The sequence below is a fragment of the Flavobacterium sp. genome (genome assembly GCF_027484205.1).
GTDB lineage: Bacteria > Bacteroidota > Bacteroidia > Flavobacteriales > Flavobacteriaceae > Flavobacterium.
Window position 1 is genome coordinate 376,709 of record NZ_JAIXUB010000015.1, and the last position, 23,051, is coordinate 399,759.

Genomic DNA, 23,051 nt, shown 5'->3' on the forward strand with positions numbered 1-23,051 from the left:
TCATGAGAAAAATAATTTTAATAGTAAGCTTGTTTTTAACAATAACTATGCAAGCACAAGATAGAACACAGCCAAAACCAGGTCCAGCACCAAAAATAAATTTAAAAAAGCCTGTATCATTTATACTTCCAAATGGCTTGAAAGTTTTAGTTGTTGAAGACCATAAACTTCCAAGAGTTTCCTATAATTTATCAATTGATAATGCACCTTATGCTGAAGGAGATAAAAAAGGAGTTGCTGATTTAACAAGTTCATTGATAGGTAATGGTTCAATGAAAATTTCTAAAGATGCTTTCAATGAAGAAGTAGATTTTCTTGGAGCTGATATTAGTTTTAATTCAGGAGGAGCTTTTGCAAGTGGGTTGTCTAAATATTCAAAAAGAATTTTAGAATTAATGGCAGAAGGTTCTTTAAATCCAAATTTTACTCAAGAAGAATTTGATAAAGAGAAAGAAAAACTTATTGAAGGATTAAAAACTCAAGAAAAAAGTGTTCCTGCTGTTGCTTCAAGAGTTGAAAATGTCCTTGTTTATGGTAAAAGTCATCCATCAGGAGAATATTTGACAGAAGAAACAATCAATAATGTATCACTTGCTGATGTAAAAGCAAATTACGGTTCTTATTTTGTTCCTGAAAAAGCTTATCTAGTTATTATTGGAGATGTAAATTATAAAGAAACTAAAAAGTTAGTAGAAAAGTTATATGGAGTTTGGGTAAAAGCAAAAGCGCCACAGTTAACTTATTCTAATCCTAAAAATTTACAATACACACAAATCAATTTTGTGGACATGCCAAATGCAGTTCAGTCTGAAATTGCACTTGTAAATACCGTAGATTTGAAGTTGTCAGATCCTGATTATTTTCCAGTTATTGTTGCTAATCAAGTTCTTGGTGGTGATTTTAATAGTTATTTAAACATGAATTTACGTGAAGCTCATGGTTGGACTTATGGAGCTCGTTCAAGTGTTGGTTCTAGTAAATATATGTCAAGTAAATTCAAAGCAAATTCTCAAGTAAGAAATTCAGTTACTGACAGTGCCGTTGTTGAATTTTTGAAAGAAATTAAAAGAATTAGAACTGAAAAAGTATCTGATGAGACTTTAAATAATGTAAAAGCTGGTTATGTAGGACGTTTTGTTATGAATGTTGAAAAACCACAAACTATTGCTCGTTTTGCATTAAACATCGAAACAGAAGGTTTACCTGTTGATTTCTATGAAAATTATATCAAAAATATTCAGGCAGTTACTGCTGATGATGTAATGAGAGTTATGAATAAATATTTCCTTGAAGATAATTTGAGAATTATTGTTACTGGTAAAGGTTCAGAAGTTATTCCTGGTTTAGAAAAATTGAAAATACCAATGTTCTATTTTGATAAATTTGGAAATCCAACAGAGAAGCCAAAAATGAAAAAACCAACTCCTGCAGGTGTTACGGTTAAAACAGTTATGGATAATTATATCAATGCAATTGGTGGGCAAAAAGCAGTTGCAGCTGTAAAAACTATTTATGCTACAGGTTCAGGTTCTATTCCTCAAGCTCCAGCACCATTAAAATTAACATCTAAAAGAGATGCAAAAGGAAGAACTTCTTCTGTAATGGAAATGGAAGGAATGGGTGAATTATCTAAACAAGTAATTGGCGATAAAGCAGGTTATACTGCATCTCAAGGTCAAAGAAAAGAGTTGTCTGCTGAAGAGTATGCTGATAAAAAAGCTACTGCAACTACTTTTGAAGAATTACTTCTTGCTAAAAAAGCTGATGTAACTATTGATGGAATTGAAGAAATGAATGGTGTTGAAGCTTATGTTATCAAAAACGGAAAAACTTCTCTTTACTATGATGTGAAGACAGGATTGAAAGTTGCTGATGCTAAAATTGTAGAGCGTGGTGATCAAAAAATGACGGTATCAACAATGTATAACGATTACAAAGAAGTTAAAGGTGTAAAAGTTCCTTTTAATTTAATTGTTAATCAAGGTTTTGAACTAGATTTAAAAATGACCGAAATTAAAATCAACGAAGGAGTTTCTGATGCTGATTTTCAATAATTAGGTAGAAATAATAAAGTTAAAGACCGTTTCACATAACGTGAAACGGTTTTTTTTATCTTTAACACTGAACACTATTTCTTACTCGACAAATAAACTCCAATCAAAATAATAAATGCTCCAATAAATTGAATTGGCGTAAGCATTTCATTGTCTAATAATCCCCAAAAGAATGCTACAACAGGAATTAAATAGGTTACTGAAGTAGCAAAAACAGGTGATGACATTTGAATCAATTTAAAGAAAATAATATTCGCAATTCCTGTTCCAACAACGCCAAGAATGATGATGTAAAGCATCGAGTTTTGAACTTCTGCGTTTTCTACAACGGTTAAAAAATCGGTTGAGAATAGTACAATCAAAGCAGGAACCAACATTACTAAAAAGTTTCCAGTAGAAATACTTAAAGGTTTAACATCAGATAAATGTTTCTTTAGTAAATTCACATTTGTTGCATAACAAATAGAAGCCACAAGAACCAAAATTGTGTACCAATAATTCTGATTGGGATGATTTATTGCACCATTTACGATTAGTAAAAGTGTTCCAACTAAACCAATGATTACGCCAAAAACCTGAGTGCGTTTGAAGCTTATACCGAAGGCTAATCCGCCAATAATTAACGTGTTTAAAGGTGTAAGTGAATTTAAAATAGAACTTACCGAACTGCTAATTTGTGTTTGAGCAATTGCAAAAAGAAATGCCGGAATAAAAGTGCCAAACAAAGAAGTTAACGCAATATACTTCCATTGATGTTGCTTGATTTCTGTGATACTTTTAAATCCAATTATGATTAGAAATAAAGCAGAGAAAATTATTCGCAATGAACCTAATTGCATCGGAGATAATCCAACCAATCCTTTCTTAATTAAGATAAATGAACTTCCCCAAATCAAGGCAAGAACGGTTAGAAAAAACCATTTTAATGTATTTGTTTGCATAGCATTTTTTTAGCACCACAAAATTGACATAATTTTATGAATTGTAGCATAAAAAAAGTTGTAATTTTGTAAAACTAATAAGAATCAAAAAATTTAAAAAACATAAATACAATGAGAATTTCAAAAGCAATCTTTGGTTTAGCATTGGCATCAGTACTTTTTGTGGGATGCAAAAATTCAGATAGTAAACCAACAGAAGTTAAAGAAGAAGCTACTGCCAAAAAAGAAATTGCAGCAGCAACAAAACCTGAAACGGCAACATTTCACATTGAAGGAATGACGTGTGCAGTTGGTTGTGCTAAAACCATTGAAGAAAAATTAGCTGAAATGGAAGGTGTTCAAAAAGCAAAAGTAGATTTTGAAACAAAAACAGCAATAGTAAATTTTGATTTAGACAAATTAAAATCAGACGATTTAGTAAAAGCAGCAGAATCTTGTGCTGACGGAAAAACCTACAAAGTTTCTGATGTAAAACTTGGAAATAAAGCTTAATTATTAATTCAATATAATAATGGAAAGGATTCGTAATTGCAAATCCTTTCTTATTTTATTTCCACTTTAACGATTCCATTAAATTTTGCATATCATTTTGATGTAATCTGCAGCTGGCATTATCGAATCGTAATTTGGTTTGGCATAAAAATAAACGGAACCTGTCAAGAAATGTTTAGTGCTATCTCGGTTAAGTAAAATTATTAATTATTAAAATTAAATGTTTGTACTTTAAACCAAATATGAGTTCCTTTTTCATTTTCAAAGTACAATTCTCCATTTATATACTTAATTCTTTTTTTAATGTTAGTTAAGCCATTTCCAAAAGGGTTGTGATTTTGAATGCCTATTCCGTTATCTCGAATCGATATTATAAGTTCATTATTTTTTGTTGTTATGCTTAAATTTACACTTGAAGCTTTAGAATGCTTTACGCAATTATTGACAATTTCCTTAACCGTTAAAAATATGTTTTTCCTGTAAAAACCACCAACAGAAATAATTTTATTATCATAATCATTATTAATAATCAATTCAATATTTGTAGGTTCAAAAAACTGTGTACAATATTGTTTTATGTATTCTATAAGATTGATTAAGGTGTCTTTTTGTGTATCCAAACTCCAAATTACCATATTTATTTGTTGTGAAACAGATTTAGAAATTTCGGATATTTTTAAAACACTTTCTGCTGTTTTTTGAGAATCTAAGTTGTTATTTATTATTAAGCAGCTAATTATTTGAATACTATTTATGCTACCACCTAATTCGTCATGAAGATCTTTTATAATTCTTTCGCGTTCAAGATGAATAGTTTTTAGTTTTTCGAGCTCTTCTTGAATTTTTCTTTTTCTAAATTGAAAAATAAAATAAAATAATCCAATCATCATTGTTAAGATGATAAAGAATGTAATTGTTAAAAAAATATTTATTTCGGTTTTGTCCATAGCATTCCAATAGAAAATAATGTATACATAAGGCAGTTTAAAACCAGCATAAAAATATAAAACATTTTAAGGTCGTTTGGATAATTATCTAAAAAGTAGTTGTATAAACCAAAAACAGGAAACGTTCCTAGATAAAAAAGTAACAATCCGCTACATAGCCAAAATTCTAATTCTTTATCAAAGTTAAGTATTCTTTTAGAATGAATTAACTGTTTAAAGTAAATCAGTATCAACAATAGTAATACTAAATTACCAAAAGTGTATGATAATGAAACGAAAACTGCTTTTGCATCATAAAAAAACATCCATTCGATTATAAATGAACATGTTAACAATAGAATTCCAATTTTAACAATCAACTTTTCTTTTTTCTTTTTAAAATTTGTCAGAAGAAAAAAATACCAAAAAAAGAATTCTGTAGGAATTACTATAAAATTGTACCAATACTTTGTCAATTCCAAATACCGGTATATGTCAAAGATTTTTCCAATCATTTCTGAAAATACAATGAAAGCAAAGTAAAAAATAAACTTTCTATGAGATTTATTTCCTTTGTAACAATATAAAGCTATTATAAAAGTTAAAGCTTCAATTATATTTAAAACAGTTCTTAATGAGCTTATAGTACTCATTAATTTTAATTGAGAGAATTAATTATTTCGCCATTATCATTATAAATAGCACTTCCAGTATATCCATCAGGAGGAACTAAATTACCATGATTTTTAGAAGAAAAAATGGTGCTTTTTTTGCCAACACTTTTTACAAAATCTTTGTGAAAAGTACCGTTTTTAAATTTTACATCTACAGTTGGCACAAAGAAAACACAATGCTTATGTCCATATTGTTGATCGACATTTTCTAATTGACCTCTAAAATTTGAGTTGTCAGGATATCTTCCATAATATATTCTAACTCCAAGATTTTCTTGTGGAACACCATCGCCAATATCTCTTTTCATTGCACATAAAAATTTTGTTAGGTCATTGTAACTAAACCAAGAACTTCTGGCATCTTTTTCCCAATAATTTAATGGTGATAAACTAGTATTATTAATTCTTTCGATAGATTCTAGAGATTGTTTATAATTATTTACCAAACCTTTTGCTGTTTCTATATCTAAAAGTGATTCACTATCATATTCGCAAATGTTCGCAAATGATTGTTGTGACGTGAATTGGTTTCTACATGAAATTAAGAATAAAAGCGACAACGTCAGTAGATTGCTGAAAATTAAAAATCTTGTTTTCATAATTTGAATATTTGATATTAATAATTAGGTAAATTTAATTAAAAGAGATGATAAATAAATACCATCTCTTTTTACCTTTTTATGCTCTTACTATTTCCCAATAATATTTCAGACGATATCTAGCATTATGGTCGCTAAAAATCATTCTGTAAACAGGTGAAGTATCGTTACCATTAAAATTTGAACTAGCATTTTCTAACGTTATTCCAGAAAAATGTTCATCCGTTATTTGAAAAATATCATCCATAAGTGATTGAACCAACCAGCCAATAAGTGCTCCTAAAATTAATCCTGCAAGAATGCCAATAATTGTTCCAATCGGACCCGCCACTGCAGATCCAACAGTTCCACCAATTTGAGCGCCAATCCAAGCACCAGCTGCCGCACCAGCCGCACCTAATAAGATAGCTACAGCATCTTTAATTGATTTATAGGCTTCATTTAAAAAGTCTGAAAAACCACCATTATCTATTTCAGCAAGAAATGGAATTATAACAAAGCTTTTAGGATATGTATTGTCGTTTAAAACAAACCTTTTAAATAATAAGTCAGGATTAAAATTCACGTTAGTTCCATCATTAAAATTACTGCCAAGATCTCTTTTACTAATTTTAGATGTTTCACCTTTATCATCTGTTGCAGCACCACCAATTGCGATTTTGTCACTACCCAAAAATTCTGGATCAGTTTCGTCAAGACATTTAATACTTTCTAGTTTAAAATGAACTTCCTTTATTTTTTTTGGCGCTGGTGCAGGAGTTGCTAAAGTTGTAAATTCTGTAGAAACGAAACTTGAAAAGGTATTTTCAATCAATTTTGCATTAATATTTGTTACAAATTGTAAATCTGAAGCGAAATTAAATTGCTCAAATACACTTAAATTTTTCTTTAAATCTATTTTAGATTGGCTGATAAATTGTGTTAGTTTCTGATCTGATGAATTTTTTGTATAAACATTTTTGTAAAAGTTCTTTTTTGATTCAACCGATAGAGTATCATAATATTTTCCAAAAACAGTACCAAGAGAAGTAAATTCTTGTTTGTTAATTTTACTATCTTTAAAGTCATATTTGTAAAGATTTGAATCTCTTTTCGCACTAATAGATTGTAAAATTGATGCCTTACATAAGTTCTCAACTTTTTCTTTAATTAACATCAAATTTGGATCTTTAATGACAGCTTTTTGTGTAACTTTTATATTATTCATAATATTATATTTTTAATGATTTTACTTTTTACTTTTAGGATAATCCTATTTTTTAATTTTTTACATTTCTTTAGTTCTTATGTATTAGGGAGGTTTTTTTTTGTAGTACATGATTTTTTTTGTTTTCATAATTTTCAATTTTAAATTCTTTGTAAAATTGTTTCATAATGAAAATCAAAACAATACCGAAATGGGAGTATTTTTGACGTAATTAATTAATTATCAAATAGATTGTTAAACACCTATTTATCAAAGATTCATTGTTTTTTTAAAAAAGTGAGCAAAAAAAAATACGCCTTATGGCGTATTATGTGTAAAAAGAAAATTATTATTTATCGTTTTAAATATTTGTTTACAGCTTCTATTCTTGTATTTACATGAAGCTTTTCATAAATGTTTTGAATGTGCTTTTTAACCGTTCCTGTACTTATGAATAATTGGTCGGCAACTTCTTTATTTAATAATCCTTTTGAGAGTAATGATAGTATTTCAACTTCTCTATTTGTTAATGATTGAGTGGTATTATTGGAAGTATTAATTGAAGAAAAACTACTGACAACTTTTCGAGCAATACTGCTTGTCATTGGACTTCCTCCTTCAAAAAGTTCGGTTATCGCCTCAATAATTTTAATTGGCCCATCAGATTTTAAGATATATCCACTAGCACCAACTTTTAAGCTATCAAAAATTTTTTCATCATCATCATAGGAAGTACACATTAAAAAATGTAATTGTGGGTGTTTTTGTTTTAAGGATGCTACTAATTCAATACCATTTTTACCAGGTAAGTTAATATCAACCAAAACTACATCTGGAAGGGAATTTGATATAAATTGAATTGCAGTCTCAGCGTTTTCAAAACACCCTAACAAGTCATAGAATTTTGTTAAAGAAATTATTGAAGCAATCGCTTCTCTGAAATCTTTATTGTCTTCGACAACACAAATTTTATATTTTCTTTCCATAACTCATTCAATATTTTTTACTTCCACTTTAACGATTCCATCAAATTTTGCATATCATTTTTAATGTAATCTGCAGCTGGCATTATGGAATCGTAATTGGGTTTTGCATAAAAATAAACGGAACCAGTCAAGAAATGTTTAGTGCTATCGGTTACATAAAATTGCGAATTAGTAGCAGCATTTCCACCAACACGATAAAACATTCCATATACTTTCTTATCTGCATTTATGTAGGGTTGTTCCAAGATGTCGTCAGCTTTAATAACGTGTTCGTAAGTTAGTTTTTGAGCATCACGAAGCAATTTATCAATATTGCCATTTACAGATTTATAAGTCAAATAAATTGTTGCTTTCATCTTCGGATAAGTTATCGTAAAACCACAATCGGTTTTTTCTTTAATCACGGCTTCCGAATTAATATCGAATGAAAAAGGACAATGATTTTCAAAAGTAGCATATTCTGCTATGGGATAATCTAATCGCAATTGGCTAGAAGGTTTTGGCAGTACATCGTCCTTGCAACTTGTAAAAATTAATGTACTAAAAACTAAAGTCAATCCTACTATATAATGAAATGGTTTACGCATCAATGGTAACTTTTATTTGTTTAACTCGTTTTTTGTCAACTACTTCTATGGTAAATAGGCAGTTTTCAAATTGTATTTTTTGTCCTTTTTTTGGAAAATTTCCTAATATTTCTAAAATAAATCCAGCTAAGGTTTCGGCTTCTCCTTTTCTTATTTCAAATAAATCCTCGTCAACATCAATAATTCTGTAGAAATCTTTTAGGTTAATTTTACCTTCAAATAAGTAATTTCTATCATCAATTTGAGAAAAATTAATGTTCTCATCATCAAATTCATCACTAATATCACCTACAATTTCCTCAATAACATCCTCTAAAGATACAATTCCTGACGTTCCGCCATATTCATCAACTACAATGGCCAAATGACTTTTCATGCCTTGAAAATCTTTCAATAAATCGTCAAGTTTCTTGTTTTCAGGAACAAAAAAGGGTTCACGGAGTAATGTTTTCCAATCAAATTCTTTCTTATTAATGTGCGGAATCAAATCCTTAATAAACAAAACGCCTTCTATGTGGTCAATATTGTCTCTGTAGACTGGAATTCGCGAATATCCTTTTTCTACAATCTTTGGAAATATTTCAGCAAAAGTTTCTTCAATGTCTAAAGCAAATAAATCGATTCTTGGACTCATAACTTGTTTCGTGTCCGTATTTCCAAAGGAAACGATACCTTCCAATAGTTTTTGTTCTTCTTGCGAAGTGTCTTCAGTTGAGGTTAATTCCAGAGCTTGCGAAAGTTGATCAACCGAAAAGTTGGTTTTTTGTTTGCCCAATTTCTCTTGAATAAAATTAGTAAAAGCTCTCATTGGTAGACTGATTGGCGAAAGCAATTTATCTAAAACCGAAAGTGGATAGGCTATAAACGAAGCAAATTTTATATTATTTCTACTGGCATAAACTTTAGGTAAAACTTCTCCAAAAAGTAAAATTAGAAACGTTACTAAAACTACTTCAACAATAAATTTCAAGAGTGGTGAGGCGATGGTTGAAAAAACTTCATCTAATGAAAAGGAAAATAAAATTACAATAGAGATATGAAGAAAATTATTAGCAACTAAAATAGTCGCTAAAAGTTTTTTAGGTTTCGAAAGCATTTGATTGACAACAATAGCTTTTGAAGCATTTTTTTGTTCTAAATCGGAAATATCTTTAGGTGTAAGCGAAAAAAGAGCTACTTCAGATGCTGCAACCATTGAACAACAAAAAAGCAAAATTATAATTCCAATGATGCCAAAAAGCATGTTGGTGTCAACGGTAGAAAATAATGTAAAACTGGGCTCTAGGTCCAAATTAAATTAAATTAGTTAAACATAATTAATAAGGCAAATCGTTTTCGATAGCTGAATTAGGTGTGTCAAAGTTATTGTTTTTAGATTCAGAACCTGACATTTGTTTGTTGCCTTCAGTATCTTTTTTCACATTTAAAAAGGTAAATTCTGTAACTTGAATTTCTGTGGTGTATTTTGTAGAACCATCTTCAGCTTGCCATTGGCGCGATTTAATTCTGCCTTCAACATATATTTTATCACCTTTCGTAAGGTATTTTTCACAAATTTCAGCAGCTTTATTTCTAACCACAAGATTGTGCCATTCAGTTGAAGTGATTTTTTCGTTGGTAGATTTATTGATATAAACTTCATTAGTCGCTAATGGAAAACGTCCAATGCAGTTTCCTCCTTCAAAATAATGCATCTTAATATCGTCACCTAAATGACCAATCAGCATAACTTTATTCAATGTTCCGTTCATAATTCAATAATTTGAGAATTTCAAAATTACAAATTAAATAGAATATTTCTCAATAAAATTATAAATTACTATCGGAAAAGGATAATTTCTTAAGGATTCCAAGTCTATTCCGTTGTTTAATTTCTTTGAAACTTCAACTTTATAAAAATTAATATGTAGTTTTTGATGCGATAATTTGTGAATAATCTGATTATCATTATAAATCAAGATGCGTTCTATTTCTAAATGTGAATAATTTTGATGAACTAATGAAGACAAAGCATCAAAATCCATTTCATTTTCAGTTTCTATTATTGGAAATTCATACAAGTTCTGCCAAATTCCTTTTTCACTTCTCTTATTAATAATAGTGGTTTTGGAATCATCTAAAAAAACCAAATAATTGAAATATTTATTACTGACTTTGGTTTTCTTAAATTTTACTGGAAGTTCGGCAACTTTTTTCTTTTGCAAAGCAGCACAACTACTATTAAAGATGCATATTTCGCAATTCGGATTTTTAGGTACACATTGCAAAGCACCAAATTCCATGATTGCCTGATTGAATAACGCTGGGTTATCTTTCGGAATCAACTCATTTGCTAAAGCAGTAAACTCTTTCCTTGCAGAACTCGAGGCAATATCAGTTTCAACATCAAAATATCTTGATAATACTCTGTAAACATTTCCGTCAACTACGGGAACAACTTCATTGAAGGCAAAAGAAGCAATGGCAGCCGCAGTATATTCACCAATTCCTTTAAGTTTTAATAGGTCATTATAATTATTAGGAAAATTTCCGTTGAGTTCAAAAGCTATAATTTGTGCCGTTTTGTGCATATTTCTTGCACGAGAATAATAGCCTAATCCTTGCCAAAGTTTTAAAACTTGCTCTTCATCGGCTTTCGCCAAATCAAAAACAGTAGGAAAAGCGTCCATAAATGACAAAAAATAGGGCAATCCTTGCACTACTCTCGTTTGCTGAAGCATGATTTCTGAGAGCCAAATAGGGTAAGGATGTTTGGTATTTCGCCACGGTAAATCACGTTTGTTTTGTAAATACCAATGCAATAATGAGTTAGAAAATTCCATAAATAAGTTAAGATTAACAAAAGTATAACTTTATGTGATTAAATTTTAATCAATTATCCTTGAAATATTGTTTTTTTAATTCCTATATTTGCACTCTCAAAAAAATACACATAATTATTAAATACGAAAGAAAATGACGAAAGCAGACATCGTAGCGAAAATTTCAGAAAAATTAGGTCTAGAAAAAGGTGATGTTCAATCAACGGTTGAAGCATTAATGGAAGAGGTAAAAACTTCTTTAGAAAATGGAGATAACGTTTATTTAAGAGGTTTCGGTAGTTTTATTATTAAAACTAGAGCCGAAAAAACAGGTAGAAACATTTCAAAAAATACTACAATTAAAATTCCTGCTCACAATATTCCAGCATTCAAACCTGCAAAAGTATTTGTAGAAGGAGTAAAAACTAAAACTGAAGTAGCAGTTTAAAAAAACTTATTTATTAATCACAAAAAATCAACCTATGCCAAGCGGTAAAAAAAGAAAGAGACATAAGGTAGCGACGCACAAACGTAAAAAAAGAGCGAGAGCTAACCGTCACAAAAAGAAAAAGTAGTTTTAAACTACTTTTTTCTTTTTAAACGTTCATTGAAAACGAAATTTAGTAATCAGTATTCAGTCACAGTAAGCAGTCTGCTAACTGAAAACTGCTACTGCCAACTAAAATTCACCGGGTAAATACCTGTAAAAAATGTTTAATCCATCCTAACAATTCAGTTGCGAGTTGAAAAGTTGAAAGTTGCGAGTTGAAAAACCCGAAACTCGAAACTCGAAACCCGAAACCAAAAAGTTTGGATAAAAATTTACAACATGAATAAAGAATTAATCATTCGCAAGGATGACAATGCTGTAGATTTTGCCTTATTAAAAGATGGAAAACTAATTGAATTACACAAAGAAGAAGAAAAAAAGAACAGTTTTGCTGTAGGTGATATTTTTATTGCCAAAATCAGGAAACCTGTTGCCGGATTAAATGCTGCTTTTGTAAATGTAGGCTATGAAAAAGACGCCTTTTTACATTATCATGATTTAGGTCCGCAATTAGCTTCTTATTTGAAATTCATTAAACTTGTAAGCGCAGGTAAAATAAAAGATTTCTCCCTAAAAAACTTTCAGTTTGAAAAAGAGATTGATAAAGATGGTGCAATTTCAGATATTCTGAGCGCCAATCAATCTGTTTTAGTGCAAGTGGTAAAGGAACCAATTTCTACCAAAGGACCAAGAATTAGCTCTGAGCTTTCTTTTGCCGGTAGATATTTAGTTCTTGTCCCTTTTTCTGACCGAGTTTCTGTTTCTCAAAAAATAGAAGACAAAGCCGAAAAAGACCGATTAAAAAAATTGGTACAAGCAGTCAAACCAAAAGGATTTGGCGTTATTGTGAGAACAGTAGCAGAAGGCAAAAAAACAGCCGAACTAGAAAAAGATTTGCAAAACCTAAACGATAGGTGGCTTGCAATGTGTAAGAAATTACCAACTGCTCATCATCCTTCTAAAGTATTAGGAGAACTTAACAAAGTTTCTTCAATGCTTAGAGATATTTTCAACGATACTTTCACCGGTATTCAAGTAGATGATGAAGAGTTGTACCAAGAAACGAAGGACTATATAGCCGAAATAGCACCTTCAAAACAAAACATGGTGAAGCTTTACCAAAATAAAGACCTTCCTATTTTTGAGAAATATCATATAGAACGTCAAATAAAAACCTCATTCGGACGAACAGTTTCCATGAGTAAAGGTGCTTATTTGATTATAGAACATACAGAAGCTTTGCACGTTATCGACGTAAATAGCGGAAACCGTTCTAACAAAGCAACGAATCAGGAAGATACTGCTCTAGAAGTAAACATGATTGCCGCAGCAGAAATTGCACGTCAGTTAAGACTTCGCGACATGGGCGGAATTATTGTAGTCGATTTTATCGATATGCAAAATCCTGAAAATCGTCAAGTGCTATACAATTTCTTAAAAGAAGAAATGGAAGATGATAAAGCCAAGCACAAGATCTTACCACCAAGTAAATTTGGATTAGTTCAAATTACTAGACAAAGAGTAAGACCTGAAGTAAATATTGAAACAAGAGAAGAAAATCCTAATAATTTGAGTAGCGACGTCGATGCGCCAATCCAAATTATAGATAAGATTACTTTTTCACTTGAAAAAATTATGAAAGACCACAAGAAAGTAAAACTTAACGTTCATCCTTTCGTGGCAGCATACCTTAAAAAAGGTTTTCCATCAATACGTTCAAAGTGGTTCTTTGAACATAAAAAATGGGTGAAAATCATACCTCGTGACGCTTACACGTACCTTGAATATCATTTTTTTGATAATCAAGGAAAAGAAATTAAATAACAAAAACCGTCTCGTTTTTTAACGAGACGGTTTTTTTATGTCTTTTTTGAAGCTATTTCCAGCTATCCGTTTCAATCTTTTACTTTGTTACCTTCGAGTACCTCAGGCAACAAAGTAAAAGGATTTCCACTTCTATCTGGGCTAGGGCAAAAGTTTTCAAAAGTTGTATTTAAAATTTTAGTTTTTTTTAAACTTGAACTTCACAAAAGACTAAACCAATCTATCCCGAAGTTTCGGGACTGATTGTAGTGGCACGAAGTAGAACGAAAAGCAGGAATAGGGAAACCAAGAATGCGCAAACCATTCGCTCCTAATCTCTTACAAATTCCACCTTTCTATTAATTTCATTTCCAAATTCATCGACAACCGTGATGTAATGAAAACCGGTGTTGGCTTCGATTTGCATTTCGTGAAACGTTTGGGTTTCGCCTTTGTAAACGTTGTCAACATACCAAAAAAGTTTGGCTTCTTTGTTGGAATGCGCCACTTTTAGAATTACAGGTTGTACTTTACTTTGAAAGTTTTTGGTAAGGTATATTTTGCTATTCGTTTTTGGATAAATAAAATCCATTGATGCTTGTTGAGTTTGTTGGCAATCGGCTCTAAATGGTGGCAATGGCATATAATCAATGTGCTGACTTTTGTAATACCATTCCATAACTGGTGGCAAAACAAACCATTTTTTGGTAACGATATTATCTACATTTTCGCAACTGCTGTTTACTCGAAATTGTTGTGAAGCATCTAAATGTACTAATTTATGATATGGACAAATACTAGTTTTTTTGCCATTTTTAGGAATCAATTGATTGGTTTTCGGGCAATCATCTTGAGCTAAATGACCACTTTTGGTACAAACATCGGCATATTCTAAATCATTCAATGTCGGACTGAAAAACGCTTTTCGTGGTAATAAATTAAAAACATCAAACAGTATTGGTGCGGCACTATCAACACCTGTCAATTGAGGTCGTCCTTCACCTGAAGCATTGCCAACCCAAACGCCAACGACATATCTAGAATTGGTTCCAATTGCCCACGCATCACGATTTCCAAAACTGGTTCCTGTTTTCCAAGCAATGTCTAACGACGAATCGTAGAATCTCCAAGCTTCATCGCCTTCTGGTCGGTTGACTTCTTTCATGGCGTTGTAAGTCAGGTAAATAGAACCTGCGCCAAGTATGGGTTTTTGATTGGTTTCATCACCATAATCTTGTTCAAATCCGTTAACGTAATTCAATTCGGCAAATTCTTTATTTCGATATTTTCCTTTTGTTTTATTGAAATAATTTACGGTTGAAGAAAGATTAGCATAGGTTCGACACAAATCCCAAAGATTACTTTCGGCACCGCCAAGAATTAAAGATAAACCATAATGATCTGGTCTTTTATTGATGTTTTTCAGTTGGAATTTTTGAAGTAATTCATAAAAATTATTCACGCCGTGTTCTTGCAACATCAAAACCGCTGGGATATTTAACGAACGTGACAAAGCTCGTTGTGCTGGAACTGCGCCATCAAAAGTCAGATTAAAATTCTGCGGTGCATAACCCGAAATTTGTGTTGGAATATCAGCAACCAAAGTATTTGGAAGAAGTTCACCCGAATCCAACATCGAAGCATAAAGTAAAGGTTTTAAAATACTTCCTGTACTTCGTGGTGCCGAAATAATATCAACATCTTTGTCGTGATCTTTATCCGTTGGGGAATTTCCAACATAACTAATTACGTTACGATTTTGAATGTCAATAACCATAATCGCCAAGTTGTGCACTTCGTTTTGCTTGTATTGATTGTAATAATAAGCCGAAATTTGATTAACACGATTTTGCAACGAAATATCAACGGTAGTTTTGATACGTTTTCCTTCATCAGATTTAGCAACTCGTTGCAATAAATGAGGTGCAATTTGCGGAACATTATAAGGTTTTTGAGGCAATGGTTCTTCAATCGACAACTGATACGTCATTTTATCAATAACTTTTTCGTTGAACAATTTTAGTAAAAGTGTGTTGCGTTTTTTAAGTAATTTTTGTTGGTTTTTCCCAGGGTAAATTAAACTTGGAGCATTGGGTAAAACCGCCAAAGTAGCCGTTTCTGCCCAAGATAATTGATGCGATTGCACACCAAAATAACGCCAAGAAGCCATTTCAAGTCCAACGACATTTCCGCCATAAGGTGCATGAGCTGCATATAATTCTAAAATTTTTTCTTTAGAATGACGAAATTCTAATCGTGTTGCAAGAATTATTTCGATTACTTTTTCAAAGTAAGTACGTTTTTTATTTTTTCGAGACAAACGAATCACTTGTTGCGTCAAAGTACTTCCGCCACGAACTACTTTTCCAGCGCTTCGATTTTGTTGTATGGCTTTGACCATCGCCACAGGATTAAAACCCCAATGATAATTGAAATGCTCGTCTTCAAAATAGACAATACATTTCTTGAATTTATCTGGAATACTGTCTTTCGCAGGAAAACGCCATTGTCCATCGCGAGCAATTTTGGCAGCTAATAATTCGCCATCATTACTTTCAATTACAGTGGAATATGGTTCTTCAAAAAGTGTTCTCGGCAAAGAAAAATAGTAAACCACAAGAAGAATAAATGCAATTGCAGATTTCTTTTTGTTGGTTTTAATGTATTTTAAAATGCGTTGAAGAAACGCTTGGAGTTTTTGTTTCATGTTTTATAGTAACCCTGTCAGAGTTCAAAACTCTGACAGGGTTAGTAATATAATTTACTTCACCACTTCAACCCATTGTCCTTTAGTTCGAGCCAAGAATTCATTGTCATACATAGCTTCACATTGTAATCCTGGTAAGTAGTATTTACCTAAATACGAAGCATTAAGTAAGATTTTGAAGGTTCTTGTTTCGCCACCACGAAGACCGAAATAATAATTGGCTCTATCATCACGAATGTCAATGTAATCAGCAACATTAGAAGTTGATTCACCAAATTCGGTGTATCGTGTATTTACAATTTCGAATCCTGAAGGTAGAATTTGCGAAAGCGCAATGTTTTCTACATATTCATTTTTCTTATTTGAAATTGTAACTTCTGCAATGAATTCTGTTCCTTGAGCTATTTTAGTAACCGAGATTGCTTTGCCTTTTCGGTCTTTGAAAACTACATTGGCCGACACATTGTTTTGTACTACATTTTCTTTTCCAACAGGAAGAATTCCACTATTCAAGACACGAACGAATATCGTATTATTCTTGTTGTTCTTAATAGTAACAGAGTTAGTACCTGAAACTAAAGCTAAATTTCGTTGAGCAATAGTTTTATTGGTGTTAATTACAACTGATTTTCCACCATTTGTATATTGAACAGAAACACCTTTGCTACCATTACTTTGGGCAAACTTTGACATTGCGTACAATCCGTAAGCAGTTGTTTGTGTGCTCATCCATTCATTACTTGAAAGATTTTTAGCCAATTTAGTTGCCATTGCAAAAGCTTTTTGTTTTTGACCTAATAATACTAAAGTTTCTAAAGCCATCGCACGATTTCTTTCGTTTGAACCATAATAATAGTAGTAACCATCTTCGTTTTGTTCGTCAATCATTGATTTGCTCAATAAGGCTAAACCTGCCGAATTTTGTTTGATAATAGCATAAGCTGCTGCCAAACGTAATTTACTTTCGTTAGAAATTCCAACCGTTTCACGAAGTCTGTTCATCGAAGCTAAATCGGCTGAACCTGCTAAAGCTAATGTGTAAAGACGATACGCTTGAGCAAAATCGTTACCATATTGTTTTTCAAAACGCCATTGTTTTGCCATTTTTTTCTGGTAAGAAATCCATTTATTTTTGAAAGAAATTGGTAAAACATATCCTTTTTTCTCTGCTTCAATTAAGAAATGTCCTGCATAAGATGTTCCCCAATCGTCAGCTTCGGCATTTCCTGGCCAATAAGCAAATCCGCCATTTGCAACTTGGAAATTCCCTAATTTTTGGATTCCAGCTGTTACATTTTTCTGAATTCTTTGTTTGTAAGTCGCATCTAAATCCATTACATCATTCAAATACAATTGTGGAAAAACCGATGATGTGGTTTGCTCTACACATCCATGTGGATATTGAATTAAATAATCCAATCTTCTACTAAAATCTACTGTTGGAACCGATGAAACTTCCATTTTAGACTTATTACTTCCGGTTACACCAAATAAATCCCAAGAGATTTTTTTAGAACTATTTGGTTCAATGATAATATCAGTGTAAGTTGTCGTAACAGGATTTGGATTCATTACATCAATTTCAACATCATAAGTAGATTTTTCTTTTCCTGATGTGGCGATGATTTGCACTTTTCCAATACCGGTAACGTTGCCAACACTTAAATTGAAATACGCCATTTTTTCGTCAGGTTCGGTGAATTTCACAATTTGACTTGCTTTTCCAATGACTCTAACAGCATTATTAGTTTTAATTTGAAGTGTAACATTTTTAATGTTTTTCTCTGTTGCAAAAAGTGTTACAGGAATCGTAACATTTTCTGAAGGAGAAATTTTTCGTGGCAACGAAGCCAAAACCATCAACGGACTTTTTACTTGTGTAGCTTTTTCAGCCATTCCGTAAGCGCTATTTTCTTTATTGGCAGCCACAACCATGGTACGAACCGAACCAATGTATTTTGGAAGTTTAATTTGATGCGTTTTAGAATCGCCTTTTTCTAATTCAAATGGTCCGAAATACATCACAACTGGTTTGAAACGATTGGCTTTTTTAGCTTTTCCGCCACCTAAATCGGCATCACCACCAATGGCGAAAACTTGATTTACTTTTCCGCCATAAGCACCAATTACATCGTCATAAATATCCCAAGTTCTAATGCCTAATGCTTCACGAGTATAGAAATTATCCCAAGCATTCGGAGTTTTGAAACGCGTTAAATCTAATAAACCTTCATCAACGACAGCAATGGTATAAGTCATCGCTTTGCCTTGTTTTTCAGATACTTTTACATTTACCGTTTGCTCCGGACGAAGTACATCTGGCATTGAAATTTGTGGTTCTAAAACTGTATTTTTATCAACAACTTCAATCGGAACAATTCCATACATTCTTATTGGTGAATCGTTTTTAGTAGAAGCATGAGGTTGCAATAAAGTTACATTTAGGTAAACATTTGGCGCCATTTCACCTGTAATTGGTAATTCGACAGTAGTTTCACCTTTTTTGGTTTTTGCCCAGAGTGTTTTTACAACTTTAGTTCCGTTTTCTACCGAAATTAAAGCTCTTCCGCCTTCACTTGATGGGAAGAATATTTTAGCGGTTTCACCAACTGCATATTTCTCTTTATCAGTTGAAAAACGTAACATTGTCGCAGCTTTTCCATCTTCGTTTTTAGAACGAGCGGACCAATATGGCGAGTCAATATAAACTCGTGTTCCTGTCGCGTGACCATCATTTGGATCGGAAACACGAACCAAATAATTACCCCAATCGTTTTCTGGAACTACAAATGATACACTTGCTTTTCCTGAATAATCGGTAGAAACTCTAAAGTTTTTGTAAGCAATTGTTGAGGTTGACGAACTATAATTTGACAAATTATCATTGGAAGCATCCCACCACCAACGTGATTCTAATTTGTAAACACGAACATCTAAATTTTGAACTGATTTTGGTTTTCCATTTTCTGAAACGGCTACAATATCAAATCGGTTGGCTTTTCCTGTTTCTAATAAACCATATTTGTTTGGTTGTGGTGCTTTTACACCAATATAAGTTTGATATGGAGAATACGTTGTCGAAGCGACATCGGTAGAAACATCGCCGCCTTGTTCGTATACTTTTGTAATAAATGCTGCTTTCAACATTCCTGGTGCTTGACCTTGCAATGTTGGTTTTATAGGAATGGAAGCACGACCATTTCCATCAACTTTTCCTGAAAAGATATTGATTTCTTCGGTTGAAAAACTTCTTGTTGGGTCATCAAAAACATATTTGTCAAATCCTTTGAACGTTGTAACTTGTTGTGAGAATTTGGCTTGAACTTCGGTTTTTAAATCTTTTGCTACAGCACCGTGAAGCCACAACACTTGTATGTTATTGACGTTATTCTTGCTTGTAGAAAGCACCGCATCATTGAAACTATTTTTGATTTTTAAACGATTAGGTTTTATGGTTTCAATTTTTAAACTTTTGTAAAAACGAGCACCACCAACACTCACAATCGCTTCCCAATTTCCTGTTGGCGCACTTGATTGGGTTGGAACCACAAATTTATAATGACTTAAAGCTGTTCCTTTTTGAACCGATTGATACACGGTTTTTCCGCTTGGATCGTTAACTCTTATTTTTATCGGATGATTTTCTGGTAATTTATTGGCATTATCATTTAGAATGAATGACAAATACAACGTATCGCCTGGACGCCAAACACCACGTTCACCATATAAATATCCTTTCAAACCTTTTTGTAACGTTTCGCCTGAAACATCAAAATCACTTACAGATAAAGACAATTCGTCGTCTAATTTTACATAAGTGCTTTGATCACCTTTGGTTACAATTGCGAAATAGGCAATTTTCTCTAATTGGAACGACGCCATTCCATCGCCATCCGTACTTGAATCGGCAATTTTTTGTTGTTGGTAATTGTATAAAGTAACCGTTGCACCCGAAACTGGATCAGTAGAAACGATATCGCTAACAGCAATAACTACAGATTTATCAGTACCACGTTTAGCAATTACTCCTAAATCGGTTGCTAAAATATTGGTTCCAATGGTTGTATTGTTGTAATAATAATAGTCGGTGCAAGGATCAAGACTTTCTCTATAATCATAATCTTCTTCGTAGTAATAATAGTCATAATTGTTACCACTATAATTAACATCATCTTCATTTTCTTCTTCCGAATCATCGTTTTCTTCTTCGTTATTTGCAGTTTCATTTCCGCATTTGTAAAGCGAATATTTTTTCTTAAATGAAAATTCCACACGATAAATAGCACCTGGTTCTGGAGTTACAATTTTAGAAATATCTAAAGCATAGGTATTCCATTTGGTATAATCGAGCAGGTTATTTTGTTTTAATTCGATGGTTTTTTTGGCGACCGATTGTCCAACTTGTTTCAGATTTCGAGTTCCGTTAAGTTCGTTATTTTGCAAGAATTGCATGATATTGTTTTTGTAAATTTTGTACACTTTTACATCAACAGCATTCAAATTAGCCGCTTGAAAATTGATTTTTAAATTGTTGGAACTTGGTAAAATAGTTCCGCTTTTTAGTAATCGAACGGCTGGTTTTATTTGTTCAAATTGTAATTTTTCAGAATAATTTTGTTTCATTTTATAGCCATATTCGCTTTCAATTCCTTGAAAAACTTCGACTAATTTTGTTCCAGCAAACGATTGAACATTAGATTCTTCTTCAACTGCTTCAACAACAGGTTCAACATAAGCAACAGCTGAATCGACAGCAACAGCAGCAGTATCAACCGCAGCGGCAGCAGCTTCAACCACAACAGCGGCAGAATCAACAGCAGCAGTTACACTTTCGGTAATAGTTTCAGTTGAATTTCCATTATCTACTTCAGAATTTTTTGCTTCATTGCTAAAAAATACTTTTAAAACGTTGCCCATTGTAGCAAATTTCAAATTATTAGTATTTTCTATGGCAATTAATCCTTTAAAATCTTGATCTCTTTTTAATGGATCTGAGAAATTGATAAGTAAAGATTGGTTGTTTTCGTCACCAATTTTAATGTCTAAAACTTTAAATTGATTTTTACCTGGAATAGGATATTGTACTTCACCTTCTTGCTCAATATCAGCATCATCGCCATCCCAAGCAATGGTGATTTCGCTATCGTCATCAAAACGTTTTATTTTGTCTATTGTGAATTTAAACTCAGTTGAAGTGCTTGTTGCTTTATCGAAGATTATTTTTAAATCATCACCATTTTGAGTTGCTTTCAATAATTTTTGAGCCTCTTCAAAGGATAGATTATCAGCAGTTTTAATTGTTCCATTCAAATAGTAAGTATCTCTGTCATATGACTGTAAGTCTAAAGTGTTGACAATGAAATCTTGCTTTATGGTTTTAATCGAAAACTTAAAATCCTCCAACTCTTTAGGAGTTTTATCATTGATTTGAGAAAGGCGAAGCGTAATTTGATACAACGTATTTTGTTCCAATTTGTCTTTCGGAATAAATGCAATCGTATTATTAGAAAGTGCTACAACCTTTCCTGAAACACTTGGCGAAATATCAAATAAATCTTCGTCTAATTCTTGGTTGGGTTTCCAATCACTTTTATTGAATGCCAATTGTACACGAATATCGGAACTGACCGATACAAAACCGGAAGAAAAACTCGATATATAATCCTTGTATAAAGAGAAGTCGGAATCAAAATCGGCGGCCGATTTTTTAGAACAAGAATGCAATACAAAGATTGCAAGAAACAAACCGATTAACTTGCTGGTTTTCATGTGTTTTTTGGAATTATTGATTAGAACTTTTTTGTCTTGAAAAGATGCTTTTTTAACACTTTCAATTAATGCTATAACTTAAATAAATTTTAAATATTGTAGTAAAAGTAAAATAAATTTTTGGACTATTTTTCTTGTAAAAAAAGTAATTTATTTACTTTCTTTTTTCAGCAAAAAAACGTTTCATCAAGTCGCCACATTCTTGAGCTAAAACACCTTGATTTACTTGAGTTTTTGGATGCAATTTAGTTCCTAAAGTTAAAAATCCACGTTGTTCGTCTCGAGCACCAAAAACAATTTTAGAAATTTGACTCCAATACAAAGCACCAGCGCACATTTGACAAGGTTCGAGTGTAACGTATAAAGTACAATCTTTTAAGTATTTTCCACCAAGAAAATTTGCAGCAGCAGTTATCGATTGCATTTCTGCATGAGCTGTGACATCGTTTAATAATTCGGTTAAATTATGACTTCTTGCAATGACTTTGTTATCAATTACAATGATTGCACCAACAGGAATTTCACCTTTTTCAAAAGCGGTTTCGGCTTCTTGCAAAGCTTTTTTCATAAAGTATTCGTCGGTGAAAATGTTTTCCATTTATTTTGAATTCATTTCAAAATCTGCTGATTGTTAGTTAGGTTTATTTATCAGAATAATGTCCGAGAGCAGCAACTACAAAAACGGTTACAACATCTTTGTCAACACTATAAATTAATCGGTCTTTTTGGCTCAATCATCTTGATCAATAACCTGATAAATTATTTTTTAAAGCTTCGGGATTACCTATGTCAGAATACGGGGTTTCTGCTAATTCAATAAAAATTTTCTCAATCTTTTTATAACAGCTTTATTACCAGATTTAAGATGAAATTGAATTTCAACTTGTGCAGAAGGTTCTACTTCAATCCTAAACTCTCCCATAAATTATTAGGATTAATTTCTTTCCAATTTTTTCTTTTTTCAGGATTGTTTATG

The 23,051-nt window shown here is 32.0% G+C and carries 17 protein-coding genes and 1 pseudogene; 4 read left to right on the forward strand and 14 right to left on the reverse strand.

Annotated elements, in window-relative coordinates; genetic code table 11:
• The first annotated feature begins 2 nt into the window (after positions 1-2).
• Positions 3-2,054: a pitrilysin family protein gene (locus Q0049_RS07825; RefSeq protein WP_298118334.1), complete on the forward strand. Its 2,052-nt coding sequence runs from the start codon at positions 3-5 to the stop codon at positions 2,052-2,054.
• Between the two features lie 74 nt (positions 2,055-2,128).
• Here Q0049_RS07825 and Q0049_RS07830 read toward each other — a convergent pair whose 3' ends face one another.
• On the reverse strand, positions 2,129-2,995 hold the full coding sequence (locus tag Q0049_RS07830; protein ID WP_298118336.1) for a DMT family transporter: 867 nt from the start codon (positions 2,993-2,995) through the stop codon (positions 2,129-2,131).
• 111 nt (positions 2,996-3,106) lie between these two features.
• Between Q0049_RS07830 and Q0049_RS07835 the strand changes: the two genes are divergently transcribed.
• Positions 3,107-3,487, forward strand: a complete 381-nt coding sequence (locus Q0049_RS07835; protein WP_298118338.1) for a heavy-metal-associated domain-containing protein — start codon at positions 3,107-3,109, stop codon at positions 3,485-3,487.
• 55 nt (positions 3,488-3,542) lie between these two features.
• Here Q0049_RS07835 and Q0049_RS07840 read toward each other — a convergent pair.
• From Q0049_RS07840 to mutY, 10 genes and pseudogenes are all read right to left on the reverse strand, one after another.
• Positions 3,543-3,687: pseudogene (locus tag Q0049_RS07840) on the reverse strand (gliding motility lipoprotein GldD); the annotation flags it as partial.
• 3 nt (positions 3,688-3,690) lie between these two features.
• Entirely contained in the window at positions 3,691-4,434 is a 744-nt protein-coding gene (locus Q0049_RS07845; protein ID WP_298118340.1) for an ATP-binding protein, read from the reverse strand.
• On the reverse strand, positions 4,416-5,066 hold the full coding sequence (locus Q0049_RS07850) for a hypothetical protein (protein WP_298118342.1): 651 nt from the start codon (positions 5,064-5,066) through the stop codon (positions 4,416-4,418). The genes Q0049_RS07845 and Q0049_RS07850 overlap by 19 nt, the downstream gene beginning before the upstream one ends.
• Before the next feature lie 5 nt (positions 5,067-5,071).
• Positions 5,072-5,686, reverse strand: a complete 615-nt coding sequence (locus tag Q0049_RS07855; RefSeq protein WP_298118344.1) for a hypothetical protein — start codon at positions 5,684-5,686, stop codon at positions 5,072-5,074.
• A gap of 79 nt (positions 5,687-5,765) precedes the next feature.
• Positions 5,766-6,893, reverse strand: a complete 1,128-nt coding sequence (locus Q0049_RS07860; protein ID WP_298118347.1) for a hypothetical protein — start codon at positions 6,891-6,893, stop codon at positions 5,766-5,768.
• 332 nt (positions 6,894-7,225) lie between these two features.
• Positions 7,226-7,858 carry a response regulator transcription factor gene (locus tag Q0049_RS07865; protein WP_298118350.1) on the reverse strand — a complete coding sequence of 211 codons (633 nt, stop codon included), beginning with the start codon at positions 7,856-7,858 and terminating at the stop codon, positions 7,226-7,228.
• Between the two features lie 17 nt (positions 7,859-7,875).
• Entirely contained in the window at positions 7,876-8,448 is a 573-nt protein-coding gene (gldD, locus tag Q0049_RS07870) for a gliding motility lipoprotein GldD (protein WP_298118352.1), read from the reverse strand.
• Entirely contained in the window at positions 8,438-9,736 is a 1,299-nt protein-coding gene (locus Q0049_RS07875) for a gliding motility-associated protein GldE (protein ID WP_298118355.1), read from the reverse strand. Before Q0049_RS07875 ends, gldD begins: the two co-directional genes overlap by 11 nt.
• A 25-nt stretch (positions 9,737-9,761) precedes the next feature.
• Positions 9,762-10,196, reverse strand: a complete 435-nt coding sequence (locus tag Q0049_RS07880; RefSeq protein WP_298118357.1) for a single-stranded DNA-binding protein — start codon at positions 10,194-10,196, stop codon at positions 9,762-9,764.
• Between the two features lie 33 nt (positions 10,197-10,229).
• Complete coding sequence (gene mutY / locus Q0049_RS07885; protein ID WP_298118359.1) at positions 10,230-11,267, reverse strand: A/G-specific adenine glycosylase; 1,038 nt, start codon at positions 11,265-11,267, stop codon at positions 10,230-10,232.
• A 133-nt stretch (positions 11,268-11,400) separates the two neighbouring features.
• On the opposite strand from mutY, the gene Q0049_RS07890 reads away from it, so the two are divergent.
• Positions 11,401-11,694 (forward strand): HU family DNA-binding protein, encoded by a 294-nt coding sequence (locus Q0049_RS07890; protein ID WP_035127849.1) that lies wholly within the window; start codon positions 11,401-11,403, stop codon positions 11,692-11,694.
• Between the two features lie 381 nt (positions 11,695-12,075).
• Positions 12,076-13,620, forward strand: a complete 1,545-nt coding sequence (locus Q0049_RS07895) for a ribonuclease E/G (protein WP_298118363.1) — start codon at positions 12,076-12,078, stop codon at positions 13,618-13,620.
• A gap of 310 nt (positions 13,621-13,930) precedes the next feature.
• On the opposite strand, the gene pbpC is transcribed toward Q0049_RS07895, so the two are convergent.
• From pbpC to Q0049_RS07910, 3 genes are all read right to left on the reverse strand, one after another.
• On the reverse strand, positions 13,931-16,306 hold the full coding sequence (gene pbpC / locus Q0049_RS07900) for a penicillin-binding protein 1C (protein WP_298118365.1): 2,376 nt from the start codon (positions 16,304-16,306) through the stop codon (positions 13,931-13,933).
• Between the two features lie 54 nt (positions 16,307-16,360).
• Entirely contained in the window at positions 16,361-22,075 is a 5,715-nt protein-coding gene (locus Q0049_RS07905; RefSeq protein WP_298118368.1) for an MG2 domain-containing protein, read from the reverse strand.
• Between the two features lie 154 nt (positions 22,076-22,229).
• Positions 22,230-22,673: a nucleoside deaminase gene (locus tag Q0049_RS07910; RefSeq protein WP_298118372.1), complete on the reverse strand. Its 444-nt coding sequence runs from the start codon at positions 22,671-22,673 to the stop codon at positions 22,230-22,232.
• Between the last annotated feature and the right edge of the window lie 378 nt (positions 22,674-23,051).

Bases quoted from the DNA above. Each gene is read 5' to 3' on its own strand.
- Q0049_RS07825 (WP_298118334.1), top strand. From the start codon at position 3: ATGAGAAAAATAATTTTAATAGTAAGCTTGTTTTTAACAATAACTATG.
- Q0049_RS07830 (WP_298118336.1), bottom strand. From the start codon at position 2,995: ATGCAAACAAATACATTAAAATGGTTTTTTCTAACCGTTCTTGCCTTG.
- Q0049_RS07835 (WP_298118338.1), top strand. From the start codon at position 3,107: ATGAGAATTTCAAAAGCAATCTTTGGTTTAGCATTGGCATCAGTACTT.
- Q0049_RS07845 (WP_298118340.1), bottom strand. From the start codon at position 4,434: ATGGACAAAACCGAAATAAATATTTTTTTAACAATTACATTCTTTATC.
- Q0049_RS07850 (WP_298118342.1), bottom strand. From the start codon at position 5,066: ATGAGTACTATAAGCTCATTAAGAACTGTTTTAAATATAATTGAAGCT.
- Q0049_RS07855 (WP_298118344.1), bottom strand. From the start codon at position 5,686: ATGAAAACAAGATTTTTAATTTTCAGCAATCTACTGACGTTGTCGCTT.
- Q0049_RS07860 (WP_298118347.1), bottom strand. From the start codon at position 6,893: ATGAATAATATAAAAGTTACACAAAAAGCTGTCATTAAAGATCCAAAT.
- Q0049_RS07865 (WP_298118350.1), bottom strand. From the start codon at position 7,858: ATGGAAAGAAAATATAAAATTTGTGTTGTCGAAGACAATAAAGATTTC.
- Q0049_RS07880 (WP_298118357.1), bottom strand. From the start codon at position 10,196: ATGAACGGAACATTGAATAAAGTTATGCTGATTGGTCATTTAGGTGAC.
- mutY (WP_298118359.1), bottom strand. From the start codon at position 11,267: ATGGAATTTTCTAACTCATTATTGCATTGGTATTTACAAAACAAACGT.
- Q0049_RS07890 (WP_035127849.1), top strand. From the start codon at position 11,401: ATGACGAAAGCAGACATCGTAGCGAAAATTTCAGAAAAATTAGGTCTA.
- Q0049_RS07895 (WP_298118363.1), top strand. From the start codon at position 12,076: ATGAATAAAGAATTAATCATTCGCAAGGATGACAATGCTGTAGATTTT.
- pbpC (WP_298118365.1), bottom strand. From the start codon at position 16,306: ATGAAACAAAAACTCCAAGCGTTTCTTCAACGCATTTTAAAATACATT.
- Q0049_RS07905 (WP_298118368.1), bottom strand. From the start codon at position 22,075: ATGAAAACCAGCAAGTTAATCGGTTTGTTTCTTGCAATCTTTGTATTG.
- Q0049_RS07910 (WP_298118372.1), bottom strand. From the start codon at position 22,673: ATGGAAAACATTTTCACCGACGAATACTTTATGAAAAAAGCTTTGCAA.